The sequence below is a fragment of the Nocardioides sp. AN3 genome (assembly GCF_054653495.1).
On record NZ_BAAIGC010000011.1, the window covers coordinates 61,569 to 85,559 of the forward strand.

The 23,991-nt window shown below is 68.8% G+C and carries 27 protein-coding genes and 3 pseudogenes; 11 read left to right on the plus strand and 19 right to left on the minus strand.

Going from position 1 to position 23,991, the window contains the following annotated elements:
* The first annotated feature begins 8 nt into the window (after nt 1-8).
* Genes ACYQ1K_RS13945 through ACYQ1K_RS13955 form a run of 3 tightly spaced genes read left to right on the plus strand, consistent with a single transcriptional unit; the run spans nt 9 to nt 3,335 of the window.
* Nucleotides 9-1,094 (plus strand): tyrosine-type recombinase/integrase, encoded by a 1,086-nt coding sequence (locus ACYQ1K_RS13945; RefSeq protein WP_284536477.1) that lies wholly within the window; start codon nt 9-11, stop codon nt 1,092-1,094.
* Nucleotides 1,095-1,134: 40 nt separating this feature from the next.
* Nucleotides 1,135-1,494 (plus strand): helix-turn-helix domain-containing protein, encoded by a 360-nt coding sequence (locus tag ACYQ1K_RS13950; RefSeq protein ID WP_193671128.1) that lies wholly within the window; start codon nt 1,135-1,137, stop codon nt 1,492-1,494.
* A gap of 47 nt (nt 1,495-1,541) precedes the next feature.
* A complete protein-coding gene (locus tag ACYQ1K_RS13955) occupies nt 1,542-3,335 on the plus strand; it encodes a site-specific integrase (protein WP_193671127.1) in 1,794 nt (597 codons plus the stop codon).
* Nucleotides 3,336-3,709: 374 nt separating this feature from the next.
* Here ACYQ1K_RS13955 and ACYQ1K_RS13960 read toward each other — a convergent pair whose 3' ends face one another.
* The 6 genes from ACYQ1K_RS13960 to ACYQ1K_RS13985 all read right to left on the minus strand — a co-directional run bounded on the left by ACYQ1K_RS13960 (nt 3,710) and on the right by ACYQ1K_RS13985 (nt 9,099).
* A complete protein-coding gene (locus ACYQ1K_RS13960; RefSeq protein WP_343905879.1) occupies nt 3,710-3,913 on the minus strand; it encodes a YgaP family membrane protein in 204 nt (67 codons plus the stop codon).
* Between the two features lie 82 nt (nt 3,914-3,995).
* On the minus strand, nt 3,996-4,178 hold the full coding sequence (locus ACYQ1K_RS13965) for a hypothetical protein (protein ID WP_193591305.1): 183 nt from the start codon (nt 4,176-4,178) through the stop codon (nt 3,996-3,998).
* 53 nt (nt 4,179-4,231) lie between these two features.
* Entirely contained in the window at nt 4,232-6,415 is a 2,184-nt protein-coding gene (locus ACYQ1K_RS13970) for an MMPL family transporter (RefSeq protein ID WP_343905883.1), read from the minus strand.
* A gap of 58 nt (nt 6,416-6,473) precedes the next feature.
* Nucleotides 6,474-7,304: a sulfite exporter TauE/SafE family protein gene (locus tag ACYQ1K_RS13975; RefSeq protein ID WP_343905885.1), complete on the minus strand. Its 831-nt coding sequence runs from the start codon at nt 7,302-7,304 to the stop codon at nt 6,474-6,476.
* Entirely contained in the window at nt 7,301-8,719 is a 1,419-nt protein-coding gene (locus ACYQ1K_RS13980; protein ID WP_343905887.1) for an MBL fold metallo-hydrolase, read from the minus strand. Before ACYQ1K_RS13980 ends, ACYQ1K_RS13975 begins: the two co-directional genes overlap by 4 nt.
* 59 nt (nt 8,720-8,778) lie before the next feature.
* A complete protein-coding gene (locus ACYQ1K_RS13985) occupies nt 8,779-9,099 on the minus strand; it encodes a rhodanese-like domain-containing protein (protein WP_343905889.1) in 321 nt (106 codons plus the stop codon).
* A 188-nt stretch (nt 9,100-9,287) separates the two neighbouring features.
* Between ACYQ1K_RS13985 and trxA the strand changes: the two genes are divergently transcribed.
* From trxA to ACYQ1K_RS14000, 3 genes are read left to right on the plus strand one after another with little or no spacing between them, the layout of a single operon-like run.
* The gene (trxA, locus tag ACYQ1K_RS13990) at nt 9,288-9,647 is read left to right on the plus strand and encodes a thioredoxin (RefSeq protein WP_343905891.1); all 360 of its coding nucleotides are present in this window, start codon (nt 9,288-9,290) and stop codon (nt 9,645-9,647) included.
* Entirely contained in the window at nt 9,647-10,057 is a 411-nt protein-coding gene (locus tag ACYQ1K_RS13995; RefSeq protein ID WP_343905893.1) for a DUF302 domain-containing protein, read from the plus strand. Before trxA ends, ACYQ1K_RS13995 begins: the two co-directional genes overlap by 1 nt.
* A complete protein-coding gene (locus ACYQ1K_RS14000; protein ID WP_343905895.1) occupies nt 10,057-10,320 on the plus strand; it encodes a metal-sensitive transcriptional regulator in 264 nt (87 codons plus the stop codon). The genes ACYQ1K_RS13995 and ACYQ1K_RS14000 overlap by 1 nt, the downstream gene beginning before the upstream one ends.
* Before the next feature lie 144 nt (nt 10,321-10,464).
* Here ACYQ1K_RS14000 and ACYQ1K_RS14005 read toward each other — a convergent pair whose 3' ends face one another.
* The 7 genes and pseudogenes from ACYQ1K_RS14005 to ACYQ1K_RS14035 form a co-directional block, all read right to left on the minus strand.
* Nucleotides 10,465-11,079 carry a recombinase family protein gene (locus ACYQ1K_RS14005; RefSeq protein ID WP_343905897.1) on the minus strand — a complete coding sequence of 205 codons (615 nt, stop codon included), beginning with the start codon at nt 11,077-11,079 and terminating at the stop codon, nt 10,465-10,467.
* Nucleotides 11,080-11,413: 334 nt separating this feature from the next.
* Nucleotides 11,414-12,253, minus strand: coding sequence for an undecaprenyl-diphosphate phosphatase (locus ACYQ1K_RS14010; protein WP_343905900.1), 840 nt, complete (start codon nt 12,251-12,253; stop codon nt 11,414-11,416).
* Nucleotides 12,250-12,879 carry a phosphatase PAP2 family protein gene (locus ACYQ1K_RS14015; RefSeq protein WP_343905902.1) on the minus strand — a complete coding sequence of 210 codons (630 nt, stop codon included), beginning with the start codon at nt 12,877-12,879 and terminating at the stop codon, nt 12,250-12,252. Before ACYQ1K_RS14015 ends, ACYQ1K_RS14010 begins: the two co-directional genes overlap by 4 nt.
* A gap of 38 nt (nt 12,880-12,917) precedes the next feature.
* Nucleotides 12,918-13,289 carry a fluoride efflux transporter CrcB gene (crcB, locus tag ACYQ1K_RS14020; protein WP_343905904.1) on the minus strand — a complete coding sequence of 124 codons (372 nt, stop codon included), beginning with the start codon at nt 13,287-13,289 and terminating at the stop codon, nt 12,918-12,920.
* Nucleotides 13,286-13,653, minus strand: a pseudogene (locus ACYQ1K_RS14025) (DUF190 domain-containing protein). The gene crcB and the pseudogene ACYQ1K_RS14025 overlap by 4 nt, the downstream one beginning before the upstream one ends.
* Complete coding sequence (locus tag ACYQ1K_RS14030) at nt 13,650-14,222, minus strand: fluoride efflux transporter FluC (protein WP_343905909.1); 573 nt, start codon at nt 14,220-14,222, stop codon at nt 13,650-13,652. The pseudogene ACYQ1K_RS14025 and the gene ACYQ1K_RS14030 overlap by 4 nt, the downstream one beginning before the upstream one ends.
* A 280-nt stretch (nt 14,223-14,502) precedes the next feature.
* Nucleotides 14,503-15,456, minus strand: coding sequence for a YeiH family protein (locus ACYQ1K_RS14035; protein WP_207083451.1), 954 nt, complete (start codon nt 15,454-15,456; stop codon nt 14,503-14,505).
* 221 nt (nt 15,457-15,677) lie between these two features.
* Here ACYQ1K_RS14035 and ACYQ1K_RS14040 point away from each other — a divergent pair, with 221 nt between their 5' ends.
* On the plus strand, nt 15,678-16,622 hold the full coding sequence (locus tag ACYQ1K_RS14040; RefSeq protein WP_459983667.1) for a LysR family transcriptional regulator: 945 nt from the start codon (nt 15,678-15,680) through the stop codon (nt 16,620-16,622).
* Between the two features lie 57 nt (nt 16,623-16,679).
* On the opposite strand, the gene ACYQ1K_RS14045 is transcribed toward ACYQ1K_RS14040, so the two are convergent.
* Both ACYQ1K_RS14045 and ACYQ1K_RS14050 read right to left on the minus strand, forming a co-directional pair.
* Nucleotides 16,680-16,838, minus strand: coding sequence for a hypothetical protein (locus ACYQ1K_RS14045; protein WP_207083450.1), 159 nt, complete (start codon nt 16,836-16,838; stop codon nt 16,680-16,682).
* Nucleotides 16,839-17,010: 172 nt separating this feature from the next.
* Entirely contained in the window at nt 17,011-17,814 is an 804-nt protein-coding gene (locus ACYQ1K_RS14050) for a cyclase family protein (protein ID WP_084622976.1), read from the minus strand.
* A 199-nt stretch (nt 17,815-18,013) separates the two neighbouring features.
* On the opposite strand from ACYQ1K_RS14050, the gene ACYQ1K_RS14055 reads away from it, so the two are divergent.
* Nucleotides 18,014-19,207: a phosphotransferase enzyme family protein gene (locus ACYQ1K_RS14055; RefSeq protein ID WP_224275782.1), complete on the plus strand. Its 1,194-nt coding sequence runs from the start codon at nt 18,014-18,016 to the stop codon at nt 19,205-19,207.
* A 92-nt stretch (nt 19,208-19,299) separates the two neighbouring features.
* Here the strand turns inward: ACYQ1K_RS14055 and ACYQ1K_RS14060 are convergent.
* Together ACYQ1K_RS14060 and ACYQ1K_RS14065 are read right to left on the minus strand one after the other, a co-directional pair.
* Nucleotides 19,300-19,530: pseudogene (locus ACYQ1K_RS14060) on the minus strand (dihydrofolate reductase family protein); the annotation flags it as partial.
* Between the two features lie 66 nt (nt 19,531-19,596).
* Nucleotides 19,597-20,070, minus strand: a complete 474-nt coding sequence (locus ACYQ1K_RS14065) for a MarR family winged helix-turn-helix transcriptional regulator (RefSeq protein WP_207083448.1) — start codon at nt 20,068-20,070, stop codon at nt 19,597-19,599.
* Nucleotides 20,071-20,129: 59 nt separating this feature from the next.
* Here ACYQ1K_RS14065 and ACYQ1K_RS14070 point away from each other — a divergent pair, with 59 nt between their 5' ends.
* The 3 genes and pseudogenes from ACYQ1K_RS14070 to ACYQ1K_RS14080 form a co-directional block, all read left to right on the plus strand.
* A complete protein-coding gene (locus ACYQ1K_RS14070; protein ID WP_129475681.1) occupies nt 20,130-20,963 on the plus strand; it encodes a sulfurtransferase in 834 nt (277 codons plus the stop codon).
* Between the two features lie 38 nt (nt 20,964-21,001).
* The gene (locus tag ACYQ1K_RS14075; RefSeq protein WP_129475683.1) at nt 21,002-21,367 is read left to right on the plus strand and encodes a hypothetical protein; all 366 of its coding nucleotides are present in this window, start codon (nt 21,002-21,004) and stop codon (nt 21,365-21,367) included.
* A 283-nt stretch (nt 21,368-21,650) separates the two neighbouring features.
* A pseudogene (locus ACYQ1K_RS14080) lies at nt 21,651-22,373 on the plus strand (helix-turn-helix domain-containing protein); the annotation flags it as partial.
* On the opposite strand, the gene ACYQ1K_RS14085 reads toward ACYQ1K_RS14080, so the two are convergent.
* Both ACYQ1K_RS14085 and ACYQ1K_RS14090 read right to left on the minus strand, forming a co-directional pair.
* Entirely contained in the window at nt 22,346-23,194 is an 849-nt protein-coding gene (locus tag ACYQ1K_RS14085; protein WP_459983669.1) for a glycoside hydrolase family 16 protein, read from the minus strand. The pseudogene ACYQ1K_RS14080 and the gene ACYQ1K_RS14085 sit on opposite strands and share 28 nt — an antisense overlap.
* Nucleotides 23,195-23,286: 92 nt before the next feature.
* The gene (locus ACYQ1K_RS14090) at nt 23,287-23,826 is read right to left on the minus strand and encodes a fibronectin type III-like domain-contianing protein (protein WP_207083446.1); all 540 of its coding nucleotides are present in this window, start codon (nt 23,824-23,826) and stop codon (nt 23,287-23,289) included.
* Nucleotides 23,827-23,991 lie beyond the last annotated feature (165 nt).

Sequence of the window (23,991 nt, forward strand, 5' to 3'; positions counted from 1 at the left end):
GGTGACTGATGGGCTTGGTGGCATTGCCGGGTGGCAGCGCTGCTGGACCGGCACTGATAGGTACGCAGGCGGTCCAGGACTTCGAGCAGGCGCTCGTTGACCAGTACGCACTGGCGATGTCCGCAGCAGGTCTGACGGACCGCCACATCGGGGGGACTCGGGCGATCGTCATCGAGTTCGCTCGCTCGCTGTCGACTCCCCTGTGGGAGGCCACCTGCGCGGACGCGGACGCCTTCTTGGCCCAGCAGCGCCGGCGGGGACTCAGCGTGTCGACCCGCGCGGGCAAGGCCGGCGCGCTGGCGGGCTTCTACGACTTCGTGATCGCCCGCTACGAGGGCACGATCCGCCGCGCGACCGGTGTCTTGGTCGAGCAGCCGATCGATGAGTTCAACCGCCAGTCGGGGGCGTCGCTGGGCAAGGTCCGGGTGCCGCCCTCGGATGAGGAGATCGACTCGCTGTTCACCGCGTGGCGCGGGTCGGTCACGCAGGCGCGCAAGTACCGGCCGGCGGCCCGCGACTACTTCGCCGCCTCGCTGTGGCGCCGACTCGGGCTGCGGATCAACGAGACCGTCATGCTCGACATCCGCGACTGGCGCCCCGATCTGGGTGAGTTCGGCAAGCTCCACGTCCGCCACGGCAAGGGCTCCGGCGGCCGCGGGCCAAAGCCACGGCTGGTGCCGGCGATCAACGGCGCGAACCAGTTGATCGACTGGTGGCTGGCCGAGGTCCGCCCGCAGTACGGCGAGGATTGGGCCGCCCCGGACGCGCCGCTGCTGCCGTCTGAGCGGTTCGACCGCGACTTGGACCGGTGCGGACGTGTCGGCGCGAACGCGCTGCGCCGCGCCCTGGGAATCCAGGTCGACGAATGGTTGCCGGCGTGGTCGGGGCGGATGACGCCACACGTGCTGCGGCACTACTGCGCCTCGTCGCTGTACGCGGCCGGGATGGACATCAAGGCGCTCCAGGAGTTGCTTGGGCACCAGTGGTTGGCGACGACCTCGGGGTACCTTCACGTCCGCAGTGACCACATCGAGCGCGCGTGGAACAGCGCGAGCGACCGCGTCGAGGCCCGCTTGGGCCTCCATATCGACTGATCGAACTGACCCGACTAGTGCACTGAAGGAGAGGATCCAGATGCAGTGGAGCCTGCGGCTTCGGGCCGCCGAACGAGGGATCTGGAAGTCCGCAGAGCTGCGGCGGATGCTGGCAGATGCCGGGCTCGAGATCTCCGCCGGGAAGATGTCGTCGTGGTGGGCCGGGACCCCGCCGACGATGCGCCTCGAAGAGCTCGACGTGCTGTGCGCCGTGCTCGAATGCACCCCGAACGACCTGATGAAAACCGAGCCGGACAAGGTCGCCGCGCGGCGTCCCCGCAACACCGACGCAGCCAACGGCAACGGCGGAAACGGCCATGGCGATCCGAACGGCAACGGCGGCACGCCACCGGCGGTCACACCGCGGCTCGGCAAGCCCCGCTCGACCCCACCGCTGTAGCCCGCACCCCCACCGCTCACGGACACGACGAGCACGAGACGATCGAGATGCCCGCGCCCGGACCCAACGCCGCGTTGCGGCTGCCGCCCAAGTGCAACGCCTGCCAGAGCAACCGCGTCGCGTGGACCAGCCCCAGGGTCGACTTCTGCTACCAGTGCCTGCCAGGCGGGCCATTCACGGCTCCACCGTGCAACCGCTGCCGCACACGAACCGACTACTTCAGCCAGGGCCTGTGCAGCCGGTGCCATCCCCGCAGCCCCGAGCACATCGGATCCTGCAAGGGCTGCCTGGCCTGGGGCGTCTACCCCCGCCACAACTGGACCTGCTGGTCGTGTCGCTGGTGGCAGAGCCACTACCCGAAAGGCACCTGCGCCTGCTGCGGCCGCACCAGCCACGTCAGCGACCGTCAAGCCTGTCGCCTGTGCCTCGAGAATGCCCGCTTCGAACAGGAACCCGGCCGAGCACCCGACGTCGCCGCGGCGAGCAAGGACAGCCAGCAACTTTTCTTCGCGAACATGGTCTTCAAGCGGCGCGTGACACCGCTGCCCGACTACGTCCGCTGGGACCATCGCTGGTCGACGAAGAACAAGAACCAGCTGCCCTGCCAGCCCGGCACCAGCTTCGACGACCACGCGCTCGAACAGCTGACCCTGTTCGACATGCACCCCGACCCCGAGGTGCTGCGCCAACGCCTCCTGGTCGAGGACAGCGAACTGACCCGGTACTGCGCGGCCATCGTCGCCGATCACGCCCGCCGCTATGGCTGGAGCGTCAGGCAGCGCAATGCCGTGATCCAGTCCCTGCGGCTGCTGCAGATCCTGCGTCCTACTCCCACCGCGAAGGTCCGCGCCAGTGACGTCGTGGCGTTGCGCCGCTACGACGGCACCATCACATCCACCCTCGACGTCCTCGCGGAAGCCGGGCTCCTGATCGAGGACGTCCCGACCCGGGTCGAGCGGTACTTCAACGCCAAGTTCATCGCGTCCGGAGCCCTCCCGGACACGATGCGCAATCACCTTCAGTTGTGGCTTCAGATCATGCTCGGCGGATCCCGACAAGCACCACGCCAGCTGCCCCGCGAACCCGAGACCGTCGAGATCCACATCCAAGGTCTCGCGCCCGTCGTACAGGGATGGGTCGAAACCGGGCGCCAGTCGTTCGCCGAGATCAGCACCGACGACATCCTGGCCGCCCTCGCGGCCCTGCCTCCCAGCACCAGCCAACGCCACTTCGCCGAGATCGGCCTGAAGTCGCTGTTCAAGATCCTCAAAGGCCGCCGACTCGTCTTCACCAACCCCATGCGCGGCATCGACCTGACCCGCGTGCCGACGACCCTCCCGCTGCCGCTGGACCCCGCCTTGATCCGCGCCGAGCTCGACTCGCCGAACCCGGCCGTCGCGCTGGCCGTCGCTGTGGTGGCCTTCCACGGGCTGACCGGCAAGCAGGTCCGTGAGCTGCAGCTGAGCGACATCGTTGACGGCCGCCTCCACCTCGATGGCCGCGACATCCCACTCGCCGCACCCGTGAGGACACGGCTGAGCGCCTGGCTCGACCACCGCAACCGCACTTGGCCGGCCACCGCGAACCCGCACCTGCTCATCAACCGACGCACCGCGCCACGTCTCGTCCCCGGCGGTCCGTCCTTTCCCTGGAGGGACAGCCGCATCCGCCCGCGCGCCCTGCGAGAGGACCGCATCCTGCACGAGATCCACGCCACCGGCGGCGACGTACGCCGCATCTACGACCTCTTCGGACTCAGCGTCGAAGGCGCCACCCGCTACCTCAAGACGATCGAGCACCCCGACCTGAGGTATACGGATCACCCCGGAAGCCAGACATGACCATGTCGTTGCGTACCGCGCGGCGTGGGCCGAGAGTCGTCGCAACATCCTCACGCCACGGATAAGCAACCGCGAGGCGCACGAATCGGACACCTTGACGCCACTGACTTTGGTCACGGCCGCAGCGTGGCGGCTCAGCGTCCCCCTATGCGTCCCCCTGGGCCGTCGAAGGGCGGGGGGACGCGGCAGCCCGCGTTACGTTTGCACAGGTCAAACAGCGTCCCCCCGAAATCCAAGGAAATTCCTGAGACCCGGTCGCTCGGACGGTGAAGGAGGAGTCCCGCAAGCGGATCGGCTTCTGGTCACGCTCCGCGCAACGATCCCTGAGACGACGAACTTCTCGCGGCGGGGTGCGAACGTTCGGTGGACGGACCTCAGCGCAGGGCGCAGCCGGCTTCGACGCCGAACCGGCGGAAGACGGCGGCGGCCGGGCAGAACCCGGTGACGCTGGCTTGAAGCAGGTTGAGGCCGACAAACGCGGTGAGCAGCAACCACCATGTGGAGACGAAGACAGCGAGCGCAACGCTTGCAACGGTCATGGTTCCGGCGAGGCCGAGGACGGCGCGGTCGAGGTTCATCAGGGGTCCTGTCAGTGAAGTTTGCGGGTGGAGGTGGTGGGGGCGCGCCGGGGGGAGTGCGCGCCCCCACCGGTTCAGGGGGTCAGCGGCCGAAGAGCTTCGAGAGGAAGCCGCCGCCGGAACCGGCGGCCGCTTTCTCGGCCGGTGTGTGCTGGCCGTCGCACCAGTCCTTGGCGGGGACGCCCGCCTTGACCTGGCTGACGTGCTGGCCGCAGCCGGCCCAGGTGGTCTTGCCGCAGGTCTTGCATCGAGTTGGTCGGCACATGAGGTGCTCCGTTCTGAGGGTGTGTGTGCGGGATGTGAGGCGTCGATACAGGCTCAGCCGTGCGAGAACGTGATTTTCGGCAGCACCCGGGTGAGCCAGCGGGGGGTCCACCAGGCGGCCTTGCCGGTGAGGCGGAGCATCACGGGTAGCAGGACGAGGCGGACGAGGAACGCGTCGAGGAGCACGGCGACGCCGAGGACGATGCCCATCTCCTTGGGGGGCAGGGGGCCGGAGAGCGCGAAGGTGAAGAACACGGCGACCATGACGGCGCCGGCGGCGAAGATGACGCGTCCGGAGTGGGCGAGCGAGCCGACCATGGCTTCCTTGGGGTCGCCGGACTTCTCGTAGTGCTCCTTGGCGGAGGCGAGGAGGAAGACGGTGTAGTCCATGGCGATGGCGAAGATCATCGCGAAGAAGAACACCGGCGCCCATGCGTCGAGGAACCCTTGGGACTCGAACCCGAGGAAGTCGGCGCCGATCCCTTCTTGGAACACGAGGCGGGCGACGCCGAACGCGGCGGCGGTCGACAGCAGGCTGGCGAGCGTGCCAAGCAGTGAGATGAGCGGCGCCTGCAGGGCGATGAGCAGCAGCAGGAATCCGAGGGCGAGGACGACGCCGATGACGAGCGGGGTGGAGTCGTCGAGCTGGGTCTTGAGGTCGAGGTTCTCGACCGCGGCGCCACCCACGAGGGCGGAGTCGGGCAGGTCGGCACGGAGCCGGTCGACGGTGGTGGAGAGCTCGAGGTCGGACGGGTCGACGGTCGGGACGGCCTGGATGAGCACCAGGTCGGCGTCGCTGCCGTCGGAGGCGGGCTGGGCGGGCATGGCGCCGGCGATGCCGGGGTCGGCGGTGAGGACCTTGGCGGTGGCCTTGGCGTCGGAGGCGTCGGTGACGATCTGGAGGGTGCCGGGAGCTCCGTCACCGAACGCGTCCTGGACCTGGTTGTAGCCGATGCGTGCACTGGCGTCATCGGGAAGTACCTGGATGGACGGCATCGCGGTCTTGAGGCCGAGGACGGGGGCGGCGAGGACGAGGAGGACGACCAGGGACGCGAGCCCGAACGCGATGGGTCGCTTCCACAGGCGCTCGCCCCAGGCGGCGAACCTGGCCGAGCGGTGCTCACCGGAGTGGACCCACTTGAGCGCGCCCTTGTTGATGCGGTCGTCGAGCTTGAACAGCACGAGCGGGAGCAGGGTGAGGGTGGCGGCGAGGACGAAGACGACGGCGAGCATGATGCCGCCGGCCATCGACCGGAACGCCGGTGACGGCACCAGCATCACTGCGGTCAGGGACACGAGGACGGTGGCGCCGGAGAGGAGGACGGCCTTGCCGGCGGTGTCCATCGTCTCGGCGATGGCCTGGCGTGGCGTCTCGTGGTGGCCCATGCGGGCGGCACGGAAGCGAACGACCAGGAACAGGGCGTAGTCGATGCCGAGCGCGAGGGCGAACATCATGGCGAAGTTCATCGCCCAGATGGACACCGGGACGAGCTCGTTGATGAGCACCAGTGAGCCCGCCGAGGCGACGAGCCCCGCGAGGGTCAAGATGAGCGGCAGGCCGGCGGCGACGAGGGCACCGAACGCGAGGACGAGGATGGCCAGGGTGACGGGCCACGAGACCATCTCGGACTTGAGCATGGCGTCGAGGTTGGCCTCGTTGAAGTCCGACCACAGCAGGGACGCCCCGGTCGGGTTGACCTCGATGCCGTTCCCGGAGAGGGCCTCGAGCTCGGCCTTGAGGTCGTCGGCGACGCGGACCATCTCGTTGGGGTCGGCGCCGGCGCCGGCGAGGATGACGGCGGTCTCGCCGTCCTGGCTCAAGGTGGCGCCGGGCTGGGGTGCGACGACGTCGGCGATGCGGGGCTCGTCCTTGAGGATGGTGGTGACCTCGTCGATGACGTCAGCACCGGTGCCCTTGGTGACGGGGCCGCCGCCTGAGTGGATGACGACCTGGATGGCGGAGCTCGCGTTGCCGCCGAAGTTCTTGGTGGCGAGCTCGCGCACGGCGACGGACTCGGAGCCGTCGGCCTGCCAGCCGGCACCCGACAGGTTGGCTTCGACCTTGGGAGCGAAGGCGCCGAGGCCGATGACGAGGAGCAGCCACACCAGGGCGGTGGCCTTGCGGTGGTGGGTGACCCACAGGCCGAGCCGACCGAGGGGACCGGGGCGGTAGCCCATGCCGTACGGGTCAGCGTCGGGCGGGGTCTGGGCGTGGCGGCGGGTGGCCGTCGACGTCATGAGAGAACTCGTTTCTGTGTCGGGGGCGAAAGGGTCAGACGAGAGGTCATATGAGGGGTCAGATGAGGGCCGGGATGGCCGTCGCTACGGTGTAAGCGGCGACGATGAGGACCAGGCCGGTGAAGGCGGCGGAGAGCCGGGCGGTGTCGGTTCGGGCGGCCAGACGGGCGCCGGCGACGGAGCCGCCGACGGCGGTGACGGTGAGGGCGGCGACGAGCCACCAGTCGGGCGCGATGCCGGTGCCGGCACGGGTGGCGAGGGCAGCGGTGCTGGTGATGGCGATGACGACCAGCGACGTGCCGGCGGCGTAGCCCATGGGGAGCGCCAGGGCGAGGGTCAGGGCGGGGACGACGAGGAACCCGCCGCCGACGCCGAGAAAACCGGTGAGCAGGCCGACCGCGGTCGCGGTGACGAGCAACTTGAGGGCTCGCGGGCACTGGCACATGAAGGTCGGGCTGAACGTGATGATGGGGTCGTCCAGCCGGGGCCGGTCGACGTGCGAGCCCGCGGAGGCGCCGCGGCGGCTGCGTACCTGACGGGCCGTCATCAGGCCGGCCACGACAAGCATCAGGCCCGCGAACGCGGCCAGCAGCACCGGCTCAGGCGCGGCCGCGGACGCATGCGCCCCGACAACCGCGCCGCCGATGGCGACGGCACCGAACGCGACGCCGCGCGCCAGGAGGACGTTCCCCGCGCGGTAAGCGGTCACGGCTCCTGCGAGGGAGGTGACACCGACGACGACCAGGGACCCGGTGGTGGCCTGCGTCGCGCTCTGTCCCAGCGCGAGGAGCACGGGGACCGCGAGGATGGAGCCGCCGCCGCCGAGCGCTCCCAGGCTGAGCCCGATGAGCGCGCCGGCGACGGCGGCGGCCAGGAGCGCGAACGTCACGCCGGTGACCCGGCGTGGGACTCGGAGTGGGACTCCACGTCGGGTCCAACGAGGTGGAGTCCGACCTTCTCGGCGTTGTCGAAGCTGTCGTCGACGGCGACGAGGTTCCGCCCGGCAGCGGAGAGGAAGGACGCCGCAACGGAGGCTCGGTAGCCGCCGGCACAGTGAACCCACACCTCGCCGGCCGGGACGTCGGCCAGACGCTGGGGCAGCTCGTGGATGGGCACGTTCACGGCGCCAGCGATCCGGGCCTTGTCGTGCTCGTCGGCGCGGCGGACGTCCAGGACGACGACGTCGCGGTGGTGACGGACCTGGGCGAGGTCAGCGAACGTGGCGGTGGGGAACGAGGTCAGCTCGCGGTCGGACCAGTCGTCGGGCCCGCCGGTGGCATGGGCTGCGGGCCGGTCGATGCCGATGCGTACCAGCTCGCGCTGTGCTTCGGCGACGTCGTCGGCGCTCTCGCCGAGCAGCGTGACGGGGGTGCCCCACGGGATGAGCCAGCCGAGGTACGTCACGAAGCCGCCGTCGAGTCCGAAGTTGAGGGTGCCCGGTGCGTGACCGGCCGCGAACGCGGTGCGGGTGCGCAGGTCGACAACCCACTCGCCGGCCTCGATGCGGCGACGCAGCTGGATGGCGTCGGCCTTCGCAGGCGGCGACAGGTCGGGTGCCGACGGGCCGGCCACGTTGGCTGGTGCCATGTGCGCGTAGTAGGCCGGGTACGGGCCGAGGCCCGCCAGGAGCTCGTCGACGTAGGTCTGCTCGTCCTGGGTGAGGACCGGGTTGGACTTCTTCTCCTGCCCGATGGTCGAGGCCGTCGCATCCGACTGGCTGGCGGAGCAGAACGACCCGAACCCGTGGGTGGGCAACACTTCGGCGTCGTCAGGCAGCAGTTTCGCGAGCTTGCGCGCGGACGCGTGCTGGTGGTGCACCAGGTCGTGGGTGTGCTCCTCGCCGAGGAGGTCGGGGCGACCGGTGGCGCCAAAGAGCAGCGACCCGCCGGTGAACACAGCCACCTGCCTGCCGGTTGCGGCGTCGGTCAACGCGTAGGAGAGGTGGGTGAACGTGTGGCCGGGGGTTGCCAGCGCGGTGAGGCGCATACGTTCACCCACCTCGATGACGTCTCCGTCCGCTACGGGGGTGCGGGAGAAGGAGACGTCATCCTCGCCATTGACGAGGTAGGCCGCACCGGTGTGCTCCGCGAGGGCGTAGCCACCGGTGACAAAATCGTTGTGGAGGTGCGTTTCCGCGACGTGGGTGAGGCGGACCTGGTGCTCGTCGAGCAGGTCCAGCACACGGTCGATGTCGCGCTGGGGGTCGACGACGAACGCGACGGAGCCGTCATGGACCAGGTAGCCGCGGTCACCGAGGGTAGGGGTCTCGATGGTGAGGATGGTCAGGTCATTCAGGTCGGTCATCTCGGAGGTCTCCTTCGAGTCGGTCGGCTCAGGTGCGGGGATGTCGAACAGGTCGGGAATCACAGGCCGACTCCGACGGCGCGGCCGGACGCGACCCAGGCTTGGGTGCCGCCGGAGACGGAGTAGGCCTCGAAGCCGGCGGCGCGCAGCAGGTCGGTCATCGCGCTGGACCGGTTTCCGGTCGCGCAGACGACGTACACGGGTGCGGTCTTGTCGAGCTCGCCCATGCGTGCGGTGAGCTGGCCCATCGGGATGAGCACGGCGCCCGGGACGTGCACCTGGGCATACTCGCCACGCTCACGAACATCGACCACCACGGCGCCTTGGTCCACGGCGGCGGCGAGCTGGGCGACATCAACTTCGGGCGTACGGCTGCTCACGAACTGGTCCCCTCAGTGAGATGGTCGATACCCGGTGGGGTATCTCGACGAGCCGAACGGTACACACCCCCGGGGGTATTCCTCAAACCGACGGGGCAGGGCTGTGACCTGTGCCATGGAATACGGTGGGGGGTATCCTCGTTGGGGTGGGTACAACCACGTGAGACACAGCAGAGGAGTGAGGCCCGATGGCCACCATCAACCTGAGCGCGGAGAACTTCGAGCGCACCATCACCGACAACGACATCGTCTTCGTCGACTTCTGGGCGTCGTGGTGCGGCCCCTGCCGCATGTTTGCCCCCGTGTACGAGAAGGCCGCGGTTGAGCACGCCGACATCGCGTTCGGCAAGGTCGACACCGAGGCCGAGCAGGCCCTCGCCGCCGCCGCGAACATCACGTCCATCCCCACGCTCATGGCCTTCAAGGGCGGCACCCTGGTGTTCTCCCAGCCCGGCGCCCTGCCGGCCGCCGCGCTCGAGCAGGTCATCACTGGCGTGCGCGACCTCGACGTCGCCCCCGCCCTCGCCGAGCAGAAGAAGAGCGCCTGATGACCACCTTCACCCTCACCACCACCCTCGCGCTGCCCTACGACGACGCCGTGCAGGCCACACGCGTCGCCCTCGGCGAGCAGGGGTTCGGCATCCTTACCGAGATCGACCTCAAGGCCACGTTGAAGACCAAGCTCGACGTCGACGTCGCGCCCCAGGTCATCCTGGGCGCCTGCCGTCCTGCGCTCGCCTACGAGGCGCTGAGCGTGGACCCGTCCATCGCGGCGGTCCTGCCGTGCAACGTGGTGGTGCGCGCGCTCGACGAGGAGACCAGCCTGCTCGAGGCGTTCGACCCCGACGCGATGATGGGCCTGGCCGACAACGACGCGCTGCACGCCGTCGCCACTGACGCGAAGGAGCGGCTCACCGCCGCCCTGGACGCCCTCACCTCCGCCGAAGGAACACGCTGATGGAGCTCAACCCCGCCGAGATGACCCCGGTCATCAACCGCATCAAACGCGCCCAGGGCCAGCTGGCCGGCGTGCTGCGTCTGCTCGAGGAGGGACGCGACTGCGAAGACGTGGTCACCCAGCTCGCCGCGGTCTCGAAGGCCCTGGACAGGGCCGGGTTCGCCATCGTCGCGACCGGCCTGCAGCAGTGCCTGGCCGAAGGCGACGGCGTCGATTCGGTCGACGTCAAGAAGATGGAGAAGCTCTTCCTCTCCTTGGCGTGAGCCACCGGGTGCGCCTTCCGCTGCCGTATCCGGACGTCACCGTTCAGCGAACCGCTAGCGACGTTGGGTGGCTCAGCCATCACCGGAAGGCGCCGGCGTCCCGGTGAGGTGTGCGATGCGGGACAACCGGCGCCAGGGGCCCGTTCAGCGCCGTGACGGTGTCGCCGCAATACCGGCTTTGGCTGCGATTCGCTGGCGTTCGATCGCGCGGTAGACGGTGGAGCGTCCGACCCCGAAGAGCTCGGCCACTTCGAGGGTGCTGTACTCACCGCTGTGGACTAGGGAAACGAGGTGTGCCTCTTGTTTGCGGCTGAGCTTTGGCTGCTTGCCGCGCAGTCGTCCCTTCGCTCGAGCGACCTTCATCCCCTCCACGGTGCGGAGCCGGATGAGGTCGGACTCGAACTCGGCCACCATCGCAAGGACGTTGAACAGCAGCTTCCCGACAGCATCGGTGGGGTCGTAGACCGACCCGCCAAGGCTGAGGCTGACCTGCCGCACAGTTAGCTCGTCGGCGATGGCTCGAGCGTCGGGTAGCGACCTGGCCAGGCGGTCGAGCTTGGTGACCACCAGGGTGTCTCCAGCCCGACAGGCGGCGAGGGCTTCGCGGAGTCCGGGACGTTCGCGGTTGGTGCCGGTCAGGCCGTGGTCGACGTAGATCCGGTCCGGCTCGACGCCGAGGCCGAGGAGCCCGTCTCGTTGGGCGGTGAGGTCTTGCTGATCGGTAGAGCATCGGGCGTACCCGACAAGCAGGGCGCTCATGGCGCACCTCCAGAAGTGGACCCGGTCGAGACACGGGCTGTGGCCGACTCGGGTGTCGGGCGTCGCCCGACCCCTCAGCAAGCGCCTCGCTGCCGTCTACCGCAAGCAACCCAAGGCCCGAACTGCCGGCGGGCCTCCTTGTCACTCCAATGCGGGATGGGCTCGCGGAGCGACCCGATGCGGGATGGGCTCGCGGAGCGACCCGATGCGGGATGGGCTCGCGGAGCGACGAGCCGTTACGGCGAGGTCACCCCAACCCTGAGCCCAAACGCCACGAGGGCCGTGCCGCTCGGTGCCACCCTCCTCGGTTTGAAGATTCCGGACCAAGGACGAGTCACGTGGCGCTGACCAGGCCTGTCAGCAGTCCCCCGACGAGCACCGCTGCCAATCCCAACCGGTAGGGGACGAAGACGGTGATCGGGTGTCCGGCCACGAGGCGGAGTAGCCACGCAATTGATACGTAGGCCACGACGAAGCTCACCGCCGTCGCCACCACGGTGGGCCCCCAGCCGACGGTGGTGGAGATCTGCGAGGCCGTGATTAGCCCCTCGTAGGCGCCGGCCGCGACCAGCGCTGGAATGGACAAGAAAAACGACACCCGGGTGGCAGTGACCCTGTCCAGTCCAAGAAAGAGCCCTGCGCTGATGGTGGCTCCGGAACGAGAAACCCCCGGCACCAGCGCCACGCACTGGACAATCCCGATCACCACCGCATCGCGCACGGTGAGGTCGCGGCCCGCTTGCCCGCGCCGCGAGGAAGACCGCTCCGCCAAGACCATGACGAAGCTCCACGCCACGAGTGCGACGGCCACGACCCACAGGGAGCGTAGGGAGCCGGCGACCAGGTCCTTGGCGAGCAAGCCCACGACACCGATCGGGACGGACCCCGCAATGACGCACCAGGCCATCCGGTACTCGGGTCGGTGCCGCTCCCCGGGCACGACAAGTCCCCGACACCACGCCACCGCCAGTGTGCGGATGTCGGTGCGAAAGTAGACGAGAACCGCAGCGATTGCCCCGACCTGAATGAGAGCGGTGAAGGCGGTGACGCCGGGGTCATCAACCGGCAACCCGAGCAGCTCCTCGGCGATCGTGAGATGGCCGGTGCTCGAGATCGGCAGGAACTCCGTGACCCCCTCGACGATGCCCAGCAGCACCGCCTCCCACAAGTTCACCACCCGCTCCCGGAGGACGTGACCCGGAGGAGCAGCAGCCACCCCGCCAGAGCGATGCACAGCCCCAGCAGGTTTCCGGCGACGACATCGCTGAGGTAGTGGACACCCAAGAAGATCCGGTCCACCGAGATCACAAGGTAGACCAGCAGAGCGAGTAGCACGACCAGCCGCCGACTCCATCCCGGACCCATCATCGCCAGCGCCACGAGGATCACCGCGGCCGCGAAGGTCCCTGCCATCGCGGCATGCCCCGAGGGGTAGGACAAACTGTGCTCGACCGCGATCGGCTCGAGCCACTCCGGGCGCGGGCGGCTGAGCAGGAGCTTGGTCGAGGGGGCGATGACGTTCTCGGTCACGGTGACGGCGACGAGCCACGCCGCCAAGCACCAGTTGCGCTTCCGGGCCAGCAGCAGCGGGAGAAGCACCAGCACCGCACGCAGGACCATCGGCTGCCCGTAGGTCGCCACCGCGACCCAGAACGAGCTTCGACCGGCGTGGCCCCAGGTGGAGTGGTAGCCCCAGTCAGCGACCGTCTGGTCGAGCCGCGCGAGCTGCTCCGAGCCCACGGCCAACGCGATGGTCAGCACGCACAGCAGGACGGCCGCGACAGCCAGCAGCCATCTCACCCAGCGCGGCCGCGGTCCTCGGACCGGCGTCACCTCGCTCACAGGAGCGCGGCCGTCATCGCGTACCCGCCGGCGCACGCGCCCAGACCGACCGCCAGGCTCGCGAGGCAGTTCAACCCCGCGGTGAGGACCGAGCCTTCCTCGAGCAACCGGACGGTCTCGAACCCGAAGGTGGAGAACGTGGTGAGGGCACCGCAGAACCCGGTGCCGACCAAGGCCAGCACCCACGACGGCACCCCAGCGCCGGTCACCGCAGCCGCCGTGACGCCCAAGACCAGCGAGCCGGTCATGTTGACGGTGAAGGTTCCCCACGGGAAGACGCTGTCGTGGCGGGACTGGACGACTAGGTCGGTGAGGTAGCGCAACGGAGCGCCGATAGCGCCACCCAGCAGCACCATCGCAACTGTCATCGCCGGTCCTCCCCCGGGCCGGCCGGGCCGGCTGGTCCTCTGCCCGCGTAGCGGATGACCTCGACCGGCTCCGCGATCACCATGCCCTCGAGCTCCAGCCGCTCCAGCTCGGGGAAGCCACGAATCTGCTCGTCGGTGTCCACGATGACCACCGCGACAGGCGGGTCCTTGCGGAGCGACCACACCTGGGGGTGCGGATGTGGTTCGACTTGCCGAACCCCTCGATGCCACGAAAGGCGCTGGCCTCGTCCAGCCCGGCCCGGTGCGCCAAATGCACGATCTCGGTGTAAACGGGATGGTGGTGCACCTGGTCGGACTCCCCCACCATGATCGTCAGCCTGCTCGCTGGACCCCGCAGCGTCATCGGTTCCTCACCTCGTCATCGTCGTGCGCGAACATGGAAGACTCGGGAGGTGCTGGATGTCGGCGTCGTGACCGTCTCGGCCTGAGTGCGATCAACCGTGCGGAGGCGATCCCGGCCCAGACGGCGAGCAGGCCGGCCAGGAGGGACCCTCCTAGATATGCGAACGCGGTGAGGACCTGTCCTTCGCCGAGCAGGAGGCGTGCGTCGAGCATGTAGGTCGAAAAGGTGGTGTAGCCACCGAGGAGGCCGACGCCCAGGAACGGGCGCACGTACCGCTGCGACGGCCACACGTCCAGCACGAACACCATCAGCACGCCGAGCGCGAACCCACCAGAGACGTTCTCAACGAAGGTCCCCCACGCGAACTCGGTCCCGGACCATGGGAGGAGCTCACCGACACCCCAACGTGCCAGGCTCCCCAGTGCGCCGCCGGCGCTGATGGCGAGCAGCACGTCCCACTGCGACGTGAATAAGGAAGGCAACCGGTGGACCGTGCCGGTGAGCCTGTCACCGGACGTATCGGGATCGATCGGCAGATCGCCGACGTCGGGGTAACTATTTTCGGGCACACGAACTCCTACCTGTCTCAGGTAGGGACTGTTGGTGGCCTGCCGCCACGGTTGTCGGCGAGCCCCACCGCCATCGTGTGCGCTCATTCTAACCAACTGCGACACTCACCGGCGAACCCGGACACCCCGAACACATCAGCGCGGACCGCCCAGCGTTTGGGATCCCCGACGATCACGCCGAAGGGTCGGGCCAAGTTGGGCCAGGTTGGGCGCAGGAGTGCCCGAACCACACGACCCACCCACCGCGGGGTTGGTCGAACCGACCACCACCCCTTGCCCGTCATGCGCCGGTGAGCTGTACGCCGGCGTAGGCGACCCCCGCGACGAGGACCCATGACATGAGGCCGAGCACCAGCGCGCGGCCTCCGGTGCGCCGCAGCACCGGGAGGTGGATCCCGGTGCCCAGACCGACCAGGGCTGCGGCGAGCAAGACCTCCTGGAGGACCTTCGCGCCGTGCAGGACCGGATCGGGCAGGAGCCCGGTGCTCGCGACGGCGATCGCTGCCAGGAAGCCGGCGACGAACAGGGGAAGCAGCGGTGGGCGGCGCCCCGTCGCCGCCGCGGGGGTGCGACGCCGCAGCGCAACGGCGGTCCCGGCGACGAGCGGGGCGAGGAGCACGACGCGGCTGAGCTTGACGACGACCGCGGTCGTCAGGGCTCCCGGTACGCGGTCGGCTGTCGCGACGGTCTGGCCCACGTCGTGCACGCTTGCGCCGACCCAGCTGCCGAACGCAGCAGGGTCGAGCCCGAGGGGCTCACGAAGCAGCGGGAGCAGCACGATGGCCAGGCTCCCGCACAACGTGACGAGCGCGATTGCGACCGCCGTGTCGTCCTCGTCCCCGCCGGCGACCTCCTCCATCGCGGCGACGGCGGAGGCGCCGCAGATCGAGAAGCCGGTGGCGACGAGCAGGGACCGGGCCGGCGGCACACCCAGCAGCCGCCCAAGCAGGCGCGTTCCGGTGAACGTGACCGTGACGGTGGTGACCACGACGAGGGCACCGCGCGGCCCCAGGTCGAGCAGCTGTTGCAGCCCCAGCTGCAGGCCAAGCAGCACGACGGCCAGGCGCAGGAACCGGTGTGAGGCGACGTGGGTGCCGACGTGCAGGGAGGGGTGGTGCAGCCCGATGTTGACCGCGATCGCGCCGATGACCACAGCGACGGTGGAGGGGTTCACCGCTGGGACCAAGGCATGCACGCCGAACGCGACGCCGGTGGCGGTTGCGACGGCGAGCAACCCAGGTACCGGACTGCGGTGCCCGGGCTCGGGAGTGGGCGGGCAGGACGGGCGGCAGCGGCTGCCGGTGCGGTGTCGGTGGACAGGGGCTTCGTGGGCCGTGGTCACAGGCATTCTCCTTCGTCGGTACTTCCAGCCTGCGCCGGCAGACGGGCGCTCGGTAGACATCCTGGATCGATGACGTCATCCACCGGACTGATGGCGGGCTCTAGAGTGGGTCGATGACTCTCACCCGGGTGCCCGACCTCGACACCCTGTCGCTGCTCCTCGAGATCGCTGCCAGCGGCAGCCTGAGCAAGGCCGGTGCCTCCCGCGGGCTAAGCCAGCCTGCCGTGAGCGCACGGGTGCGCGGACTCGAACGGCTGGTCGGGTTCGCGGTCCTCACTCGCTCAGCCCGTGGCTCGAACCTCACCCCCAACGGTGCACTGCTGGCCGAGTGGGCACGTGGGGTCCTCGCTGCTGCGGACGTCCTCGAGGCGGGCATCGCGTCCCTGCGCAGCGACCGCATCGCGCGGCTGCGGGTCGCGGCGAGCTTGACCGTGGCCGAGCATCTACTGCCGGGCTGGCTCGTCGTGCTGGCCGCCACGCATCCGGACACCGCCGTCAGCCTGACCGCAGGCAACAGCGACACCACGGCGGCCGCGGTTCTCGCGGGCGACGCCGACCTCGGCTTCATCGAGGGCCCCGACCTTCCCTCCGGCCTGTCCGCTCAGGTCGTGGCGACCGACCGGCTCGTGGTCGTCGTCGCGCCCGCTCACCCGTGGGCCCACCGCCGTAAATCGGTAGAGGCTGAGGAGCTGGCCGCAACGCGGCTGGTGCACCGCGAAGCCGGGTCGGGGACCCGCACCGCGCTGGACCGAGCCCTGACCCCGTTCGGCACCCCCACCCAACCCCTGCTCGAGGTGTCGACCAGCAGCGGCGTCCGCTCCGCAGTCATCGCCGGAGCCGGCCCGGCCGTGCTCTCCGACCTGGCAGTGCACGACGACGTCGCAGCCGGCCGCCTAGTCCAGGTCCCCGTTCACGGAGTCGACCTCGACCGCTCGCTACGTGCCGTCTGGCTCACCGGCCAGCGACCGGTCGGCCCGGCAGAGGACCTGCTTCGGCTTGCAGTCCCCGAGAGGCCACGAGCCCGGCGTCTACCCCGGAGCAGAGCGCGAGTTCGTTGAGGATCGCTGGCGCTACCGTGACTCGCGCGAGCTGGTCAACGCGCCACAAACTACTGGTCACAAAGAGCGCGACCGCAGCAGGATCGGCTCGCGGAGCGTGCCAGTGCAGGATCGGCTCGCGGAGCGCGCCAGTGCAGGATCGCTATCCGGGACGGTGTAGCAGCCGACGGTGGCGGTCGGCCGCGAGGCCACGACGGCGTCGGGCAGCTGGTTCACGGCACGAGCATCGCCGACGCCGCCATACGAATCTGCCCGACCGGGCAGGGGGCAGCGGCTCAGGAGATCCGTCGACGGCCCCGGTGCTGGGTCGTCCCCGACGCACAAAGCGCGTCCGCGCCCGAAGACGACCCACGCACAGTGCGCAACCGCACTGCGGCTCCGTGGTGGTTCAGCGCTCGCCTGGCTCTGCGACTAGAGCTACGGCTCGCGTCCACGCTCCGCTGCCGCACTCAACCTTGATCGGGAACGCGAGGATGGTGGCCCCGATCGCAGGCACCGCCGTGAGGTTGGCCAGCTTCTCGATCTGCAGATAAGGCTGCTCGATGCCAGCGAAGTGCGCGGGCCACAGCGCCGCCGGATCGCGCCGCTGCTGCCACTCCGCGCCGATCAGCGGATATGGCCGGTCCAAGCTCCAGGCGTCGGTACCGATGGTCCGCACGCCACGCTCGAGCAGCGCCAGCACCGCTTCACGTCCCAGACCACACCCGGTCTCCCAGAACTTCTCATCACCCCAGAGCCGCTCCGCGCCCGTGTAGAACGCCACCACAGCGCCCGCCTGCAGATCGGGTGCGATGCCCGCAAGGCGCTCGACCACTTCGTCTCGGCCGATCAGGTGCCCGGTGGGCAGGTCCGACACGTCCACCACCACCAGGTCACCGACGCACCACGAGAGCGGCACACGGTCGATGGTGGCGGCAGGTGCACCGCCTGCTGTCGGCGCGTAGTGCCACGGCGCGTCCACATGGGTACCCGCGTGCGTGGACAGCCGGTGCAGCATCTCACCGGCGAAACCCCGTCCGCCTGGCAGAGCCCCACGTGGGATGCCGAACATGCCCTCCCACACCTCGGCGCCTTCCTCATGCGTCTGTGCCTCCAGCCACGGGGGTACCGGCTCGCTCGGCGACGGTCCGAGACGGTGTGTCAGGTCGACGAGGCGAACACGGTGGCCCAACAGAGAAATCAGCTCTTCCACCGGATCATCGTCCCAGCCCTACGCTCGCCTCGGGCTGCGCACCTGCTCGAGATCCTGGTTGCGCCACCTGCCCCGGCCGAGTCGCGTCACCAAGCGTTCGCGAAGAAGCACACTCACATGGCCGCGATCCGTGCATCTGGCGACGTGCGTCTTTATAGCCGCCATCGACGCGGTTGCCCGCCCTGTCAAAGTGGCCGCCATGGACGACGACCTCGATGAGCGACAAACCGTCGACGGCGTGGCTGTCCTCCCCACCACTGCCGATGCGGTGTCGGCATCCGTCGCCTGTGCTCGGGCATTGGGGCTGCCAGCCGACGATCCCGAGGTCATCGCCGAGGGCTACAGCGTTCGCGTACGACTCAGGCCCGCACCAGTAGTCACCCGCGTCGTGACCGTCGGGCGCGCACTGCGCCCACACCCCCTGCCCTGGCTCGAACGTGAAGTGCTCGTCGCCCAGTTCCTCGCCGCCTCGGGCGTACCTATCGTCGCCCCGTGGGAGGACCCGGGGCCCCACATCGCAGAGGGACTGGAAGTGTGCCTGTGGCACTGGACCGAACACGACTCCCGCGAAGTATCAGCCGCCGGCTTCGGCGCGATGCTGGGACCGTTGCACGACGCACTGGCCCGCTACCCCGGTGACCTGCCCACCCTGATCGGCCCTCTCACCGACATCTCCCCGGCGCTGGCGATCTCATCAGATCCGACCCTCCATCGCGCTGCCGCCGAGTTGGTCCCCTTGACCCGGTCCTGGCCGGCCCGTCCCCTGCATGGAGACGCCCACACAGGAAACGTGCTCATGACGCCGGACGGACCACTCTGGACCGACTTCGAGGACGTGTGTGTCGGGCCCGTGGAGTGGGACATGGCCTCGATGACGATCACAGACGACGCATTGGCCGCCTACCCCGGCCCATCGACCGGACCCGACTCTCCGACTGCCGTGACCTGCGCCGTCTGCAGGTCCTCGCCGGCCTCCTGGTCGGGAACCACGACGACCCTTCGCTCTACGAGACGCTGGTCGCGCACCTCGACCGACGCCTCCACGACTGATCCGGCCTGCGAGGGAGGGCCGACTGGTCGAAGCCTTCGCGGTACGACGGCCAGGCCGGGCTGCCGCTGCCGCGTGCCGAAGCGGCCGAGCCCTGCGACGACCGCAGGTACGAAGACGCGGGAGGCCGCCGCGCCCAGCTCATGTCAGCCGGGTGACGACCGGTTGCCGGTGAGGGATGGGCTCGCGGAGCGACCCGGTGCGGGATCGTCATGGGGCGCTCCGTTTCGGAGCATCGCAGACCGTTCGTGTTGTGCACCCCGCGCTCGCGCCACCAATGGTGCGGCGTCGGTGCGCAAGGTCGGCCTCGTGGGATGTCGTTTCCCGTCGGGTGGTAGGTCGTGACCAGAATCTGACCGTCGAGGACCTTGTGGTCGATGAGGTCGAGGTCGGTGGAGGCGATGTCGGTGAAGGCCCAACTCCCGACCCGCAGGTCCCGGGAACAAGGGGAAGGTGACCAGCAGCAGGTTGTCGACGAGGGATGCGTCGATCAGTTGGCGCACAAGCGTCGGACTGCCCACGGTGCGCAGTGGAGCCGACGACGTCTCCTTGAGTCGTTGGATTTCGCCTCTGAGGTCGTCGGCGACTCGTGCGGTGGGCCAATCAAGGTTGGTCAAACGTTCGGGAGAACACCACGGTCTCTCGGTTGACCATCTTTTCGTACTCATCGTCCTTGGCCTCGTCAGGACGCTCGTTCAACGTCTCGTAGGTCGTTCGTCCGGGGCAAGTCGCGGCTAGGACGCGGCGAGTTTCGCTGCTGCGATCACGCCAGTGAGCTGGGCATGCATGGCGTGGAGGTCATCGAGGCTCATGCCGAGACGTTGGACGACCTCGATGGGCACCTTGAGCGCTTGTTGCCGCAGCGACGTCCCCTTCGAGGTCAGCGTGACGGCCAGCGACCGCTCGTCTGCGGGGTCGCGCCGGCGGACGATGAGGTCTGCTGCCTCGAGGCGCTTGAGGAGACGAGACAGGGTGCCGGCATCGACATCGAGCAGGCGGCTCAAGTCGGTCACCGACAGCGGTTGCTCACCCCACAGCGCCAGCATCACCAGGTACTGCGGGTGGGTGAGCCCCAATGGTTCAAGGACCGGTCGGTACACCGAGATGACGGTTCGAGAGGCGACTGCCAGCGCGAAGCAGACCTGACGTTCCAGCGCCAGGGGGTCGAGGTCCTCAATGCGAGATGGATTGCATGCAGCTTCGGGCATACCCGTAGCCTACCAACCGTTGTTCTAACAAGGGATGTCCCACCAAGCATTGGAGAAGCATGAGCCGCGCTACCGCCCTGGTCACCCCCGACTGGCTCGAGCCGCGCCTCGGCGACGACGGCATCGTCGTCATCGAGGTCGACGAGGAGACCAACGCCTACGACGTCGACCACATCGCCGGCGCCATCGCGTTGAACTGGCGCACCGAACTGCAGCACCCGCACAGCCGCGACGTTATCGACCGGGTAGGCTTCGAGAAGCTCCTGAGCGACAAGGGTGTCGCCACCGACGACACCGTGGTCCTGTACGGCGGCAACAACAACTGGTTCGCCGCCTACGCGTACTGGTACTTCAAGCTCTACGGCCATTCCGACGTCAAGCTGCTCGACGGCGGCCGCAAGACCTGGGAGCTGCAGGGCCGACCCCTGGTCGCCGACGAGGTGACCCGACCGGCCACCCACTACGTCGCCCGCGACGCCGACCAGAGCCTGCGGGCCTACCGCGACGACGTGGTGGCGGCTCTCGGCACGGGTACCACCATCGTCGACGTGCGGTCCCCGCAGGAGTTCTCCGGTGAGATCCTCGCGCCGGCGCACATGCCCCAAGAGCAGCCACAGCGCCGAGGACGCGTCCCCGGCGCACTCAATGTCCCGTGGTCGCAGGCAGCCAACGACGACGGCACGTTCAAGTCCGACGACGAACTGCGGACCCTCTACGGCTCCGCCGGCGCCCCGCTGGACGGCACCGAGACGATCGTCTACTGCCGCATCGGCGAACGCAGCGCTCACACCTGGTTCGTCCTTCACGAGCTGCTCGAGCAGCCTGCGGTGCGCAACTACGACGGTTCCTGGGTCGAGTACGGCTCCCTCATCGGCGTACCGATCGAGATCTGATCGCCACCACCGACTACCCACTGGGAAGAAACCCCGCCATGAGCAGCTCCACCCCGCAAGAGTCGCGGCCCGCCAAGCGCCGCAGCCACCTCCTGGACCCCAATGCACCCCGTCCCGTCTACGACCCCGACGCCGAACGCAAGCTGATCCACGTACAGCAGTGGGTCATGTCTACGCTGGCCGTTATCACGTTCCTGCACCTGGCGGCCGGCTTCATCCTCGGCGCCTGGGCACTCGACGACCCGGGGCCGGGCGCCGTCATCGGCCTCAACGTCCTCGCCGGGATCGTCGGAGTCATCTCGATCGCAGCCGCGCGGGCGATCCACCACCGCCGCATCCTGTCGTGGTGGCTCCTCCTCGGTGCGCTCATCACGCCCCTAGGGCTGTGGCTGACCGGGTCCTGAACTCACGAGCCGTTGCTAGGGCGCGGCCCGCCGCGCCATGGACCCTTGATGAATCCCGCCGCCTCGGGCGGTCATAGAAAGTGAACCCCATCTTGGGAGGGTGGCGTGAGCATGGACTGGGTACCTCTTCACAGCGCTGGCGAGCCCCAGCTGGCGACTCAACCAAAGGCTTCTCGTCCTCTTGGCGCTTCGGGTGCGGAGGTCAACACATGCAGACGGTGAGCGGGGTACAGCACGCCGGCGAGGTGCTTGCCCTCTTCACCAGTGACGCCCCGAATGGGGTGCCGCCGGTGTCGGGCGAGCGCTCGGAATGTCGAAGTCTCATGCCCATCGGCTCCTCGCGACGCTGGCTGGGATCGGGCTCCTCGACAGGGTGAACTCGAGTGGCCGCTTCCGGTTGAGTTGGGTATGGCTCTCCTACGCATCTGCGGTGCTCGCCTCGGACCGGCTCGTGACCGCGGGGATGCCCGTCCTGCGCAGGCTGGACCAAAGCTTTGGGGCCGAGTCGATGATGGCCGTGTGGCGCGATGGTGCGGTCTTCGGCCTGCGGTCACGAGGCATGCGAATGGTGACCAGGATCGAGCTCAAGGACTGCCCGTTGGTGGGGTTGGTGCTGATGGCAGGCTTGACCGACGACGAGGTAGACGCAGTTGTGGCCTCAGAGCACGTCCGCAACGGATTGTTCGGCCGCGCAGATGTGCACTCCTGGGTGCGTCATGTCCGCTCCGGAGGGGTACTTACCAGGACCGCCGTGCAGGATGGCGGCGACTGGGTCTGCGCCGCCCCCGTCCTGGACGGCGGGCAGGTGGTCGCCGTCGTCGCTGCGTCATGGCCTGCAACATCCCTTGCATCGGACCACCTGGCCGCGCTGGCAGTGAAGAAGGCGGCGCTCAGCGTCACGTCGTCTCTCGGACGCGGCGCGAGCCGACCCAGAGTCGACCTCACGCCCCCGGGTCGGAACGGGAGATCGCCGTGCCATCAACTCGGGTCTCCCGACGCCCGGTAGACACGAACATGGTCGATGGTGAACGAGACCGGGAACACCACGTCGGCCGCGAGGGCGCCTCCGAAGTTGCCGCCGACGGCGAGGTTCGCCAGCAAGAAGAACGGGTGGTCGAAAACCCACTCATGGGGCGCGACATCGGTCGGTGAAGCTTGATGAAATGCTGCGCCGTCGACCGCCCAGACGATCTTCTGCGGTGACCACTCCACCGTGAACTCGTGCCAGTCCTCGGCCACGGGGCGGCCGATGTCGAGGAAGCCGTTGAACGACTCCCCACCTGCGTAGCCGGGGCCGTGAATCGTCCCGAAAACTTGGTCCGGCTCCCGACCGACGAACTCCATGATGTCGATTTCGCCAGTCTGGGGCCACCCGACCTCACCGAAGTCGGCGCCGAGCATCCACAGTGCCGGCCACGAGCCGGACCCAGCGGGCACTTTGACTCGGGACTCGATACGCCCGTAGGTGAACTTCTGCTTGCCCGCTGTGATCAGCCGCGCCGAGGTGACGGTGCACGGGCCGTACCAGCATTTCAGGTCGGTCGTGGCCGGGTCGACCTCTCGCGCCGTGATGACCAGGTGGCCCTCCCCGTCGAGGGCGGCGTTGTCTGCGCTGTCGGTGTAGTACTGCAACTCCTCATTGCCCCACCCGCTACCGCCGATCTCGTGGCTCCAATACTCACCATTGGGCGGCGTGCCAGCGTCCCCCTCGAAGTCGTCACTCCACAACAGGGTCCACGGGTCCTGGGCCGAGCCGGAAGTTGAGGCCGAGCCGGAAGTTGGGTCGGGCTCGTCTTCAGTCGTGGCGTGCACAACAAGTGAGCTCACCAGAGCCACCAGCACCGCCAGGAACTGCCACAGTCGGCGCGCACGGGTGCCACGACCTAGAGCAGGTCGTGGCACCCGTGAGCCGAGTGTGTCTAACCGGCACTCGGGCCAACGCCGCCACCGGGCGACGACGCGCTCATGGCAAGTTCGCTGCCCTCACTGCACGAACCACCCGGAAGTCGCACCCTGCCCTCGAGGCGGATGTCTGCCGAGGACGCCCCGACCGACAGGTTCACCGGTCCGGCAGGCATAATCCAGCGGCCGTCGTCGGTATCCCAATAGGCGAGCGACTTGCAGGCCAGCTCAACGGTGACCCGCTTTCGCGACTGTCGCTGAATGTCGACCCGCGCCCAACCTGCCAGCTGGGTCACCGGCGTCCCGACACGTCCAGGCAACCCGCCCGCATACACCTGTGCCACTTCCACGCCTCGGCGCTGCCCTTGATTCCGGACAGTGAAACTGGCCCTGACCGTGCCGTCCTCGACAGCGAGCGCGAGATTGCGGTAGCGGTAGCTGGTGTACGAAAGGCCGTAGCCGAACGGGAAGAGCGGCGTTGCTCCCGCAGCCGCGTACCCGCGGTATCCGACGTCGACGCCTTCGGTCAGTTCAACGTCCCGGGTCTCCGGGAACAACAGTGAGTTCCGGATCCCCAACTCGTCCGTCGCCTGGGTCTCCGTAGCGGGATGGCCGGCTGGACGCCTGTGGACGTGCTCAGTCGACACACCTCCGCCGGTGCCATGGCCGAGGGGCGGCGCCTCGACCTCGACAACCGATCGCGCTCTGAGGGCGAGGTGCGG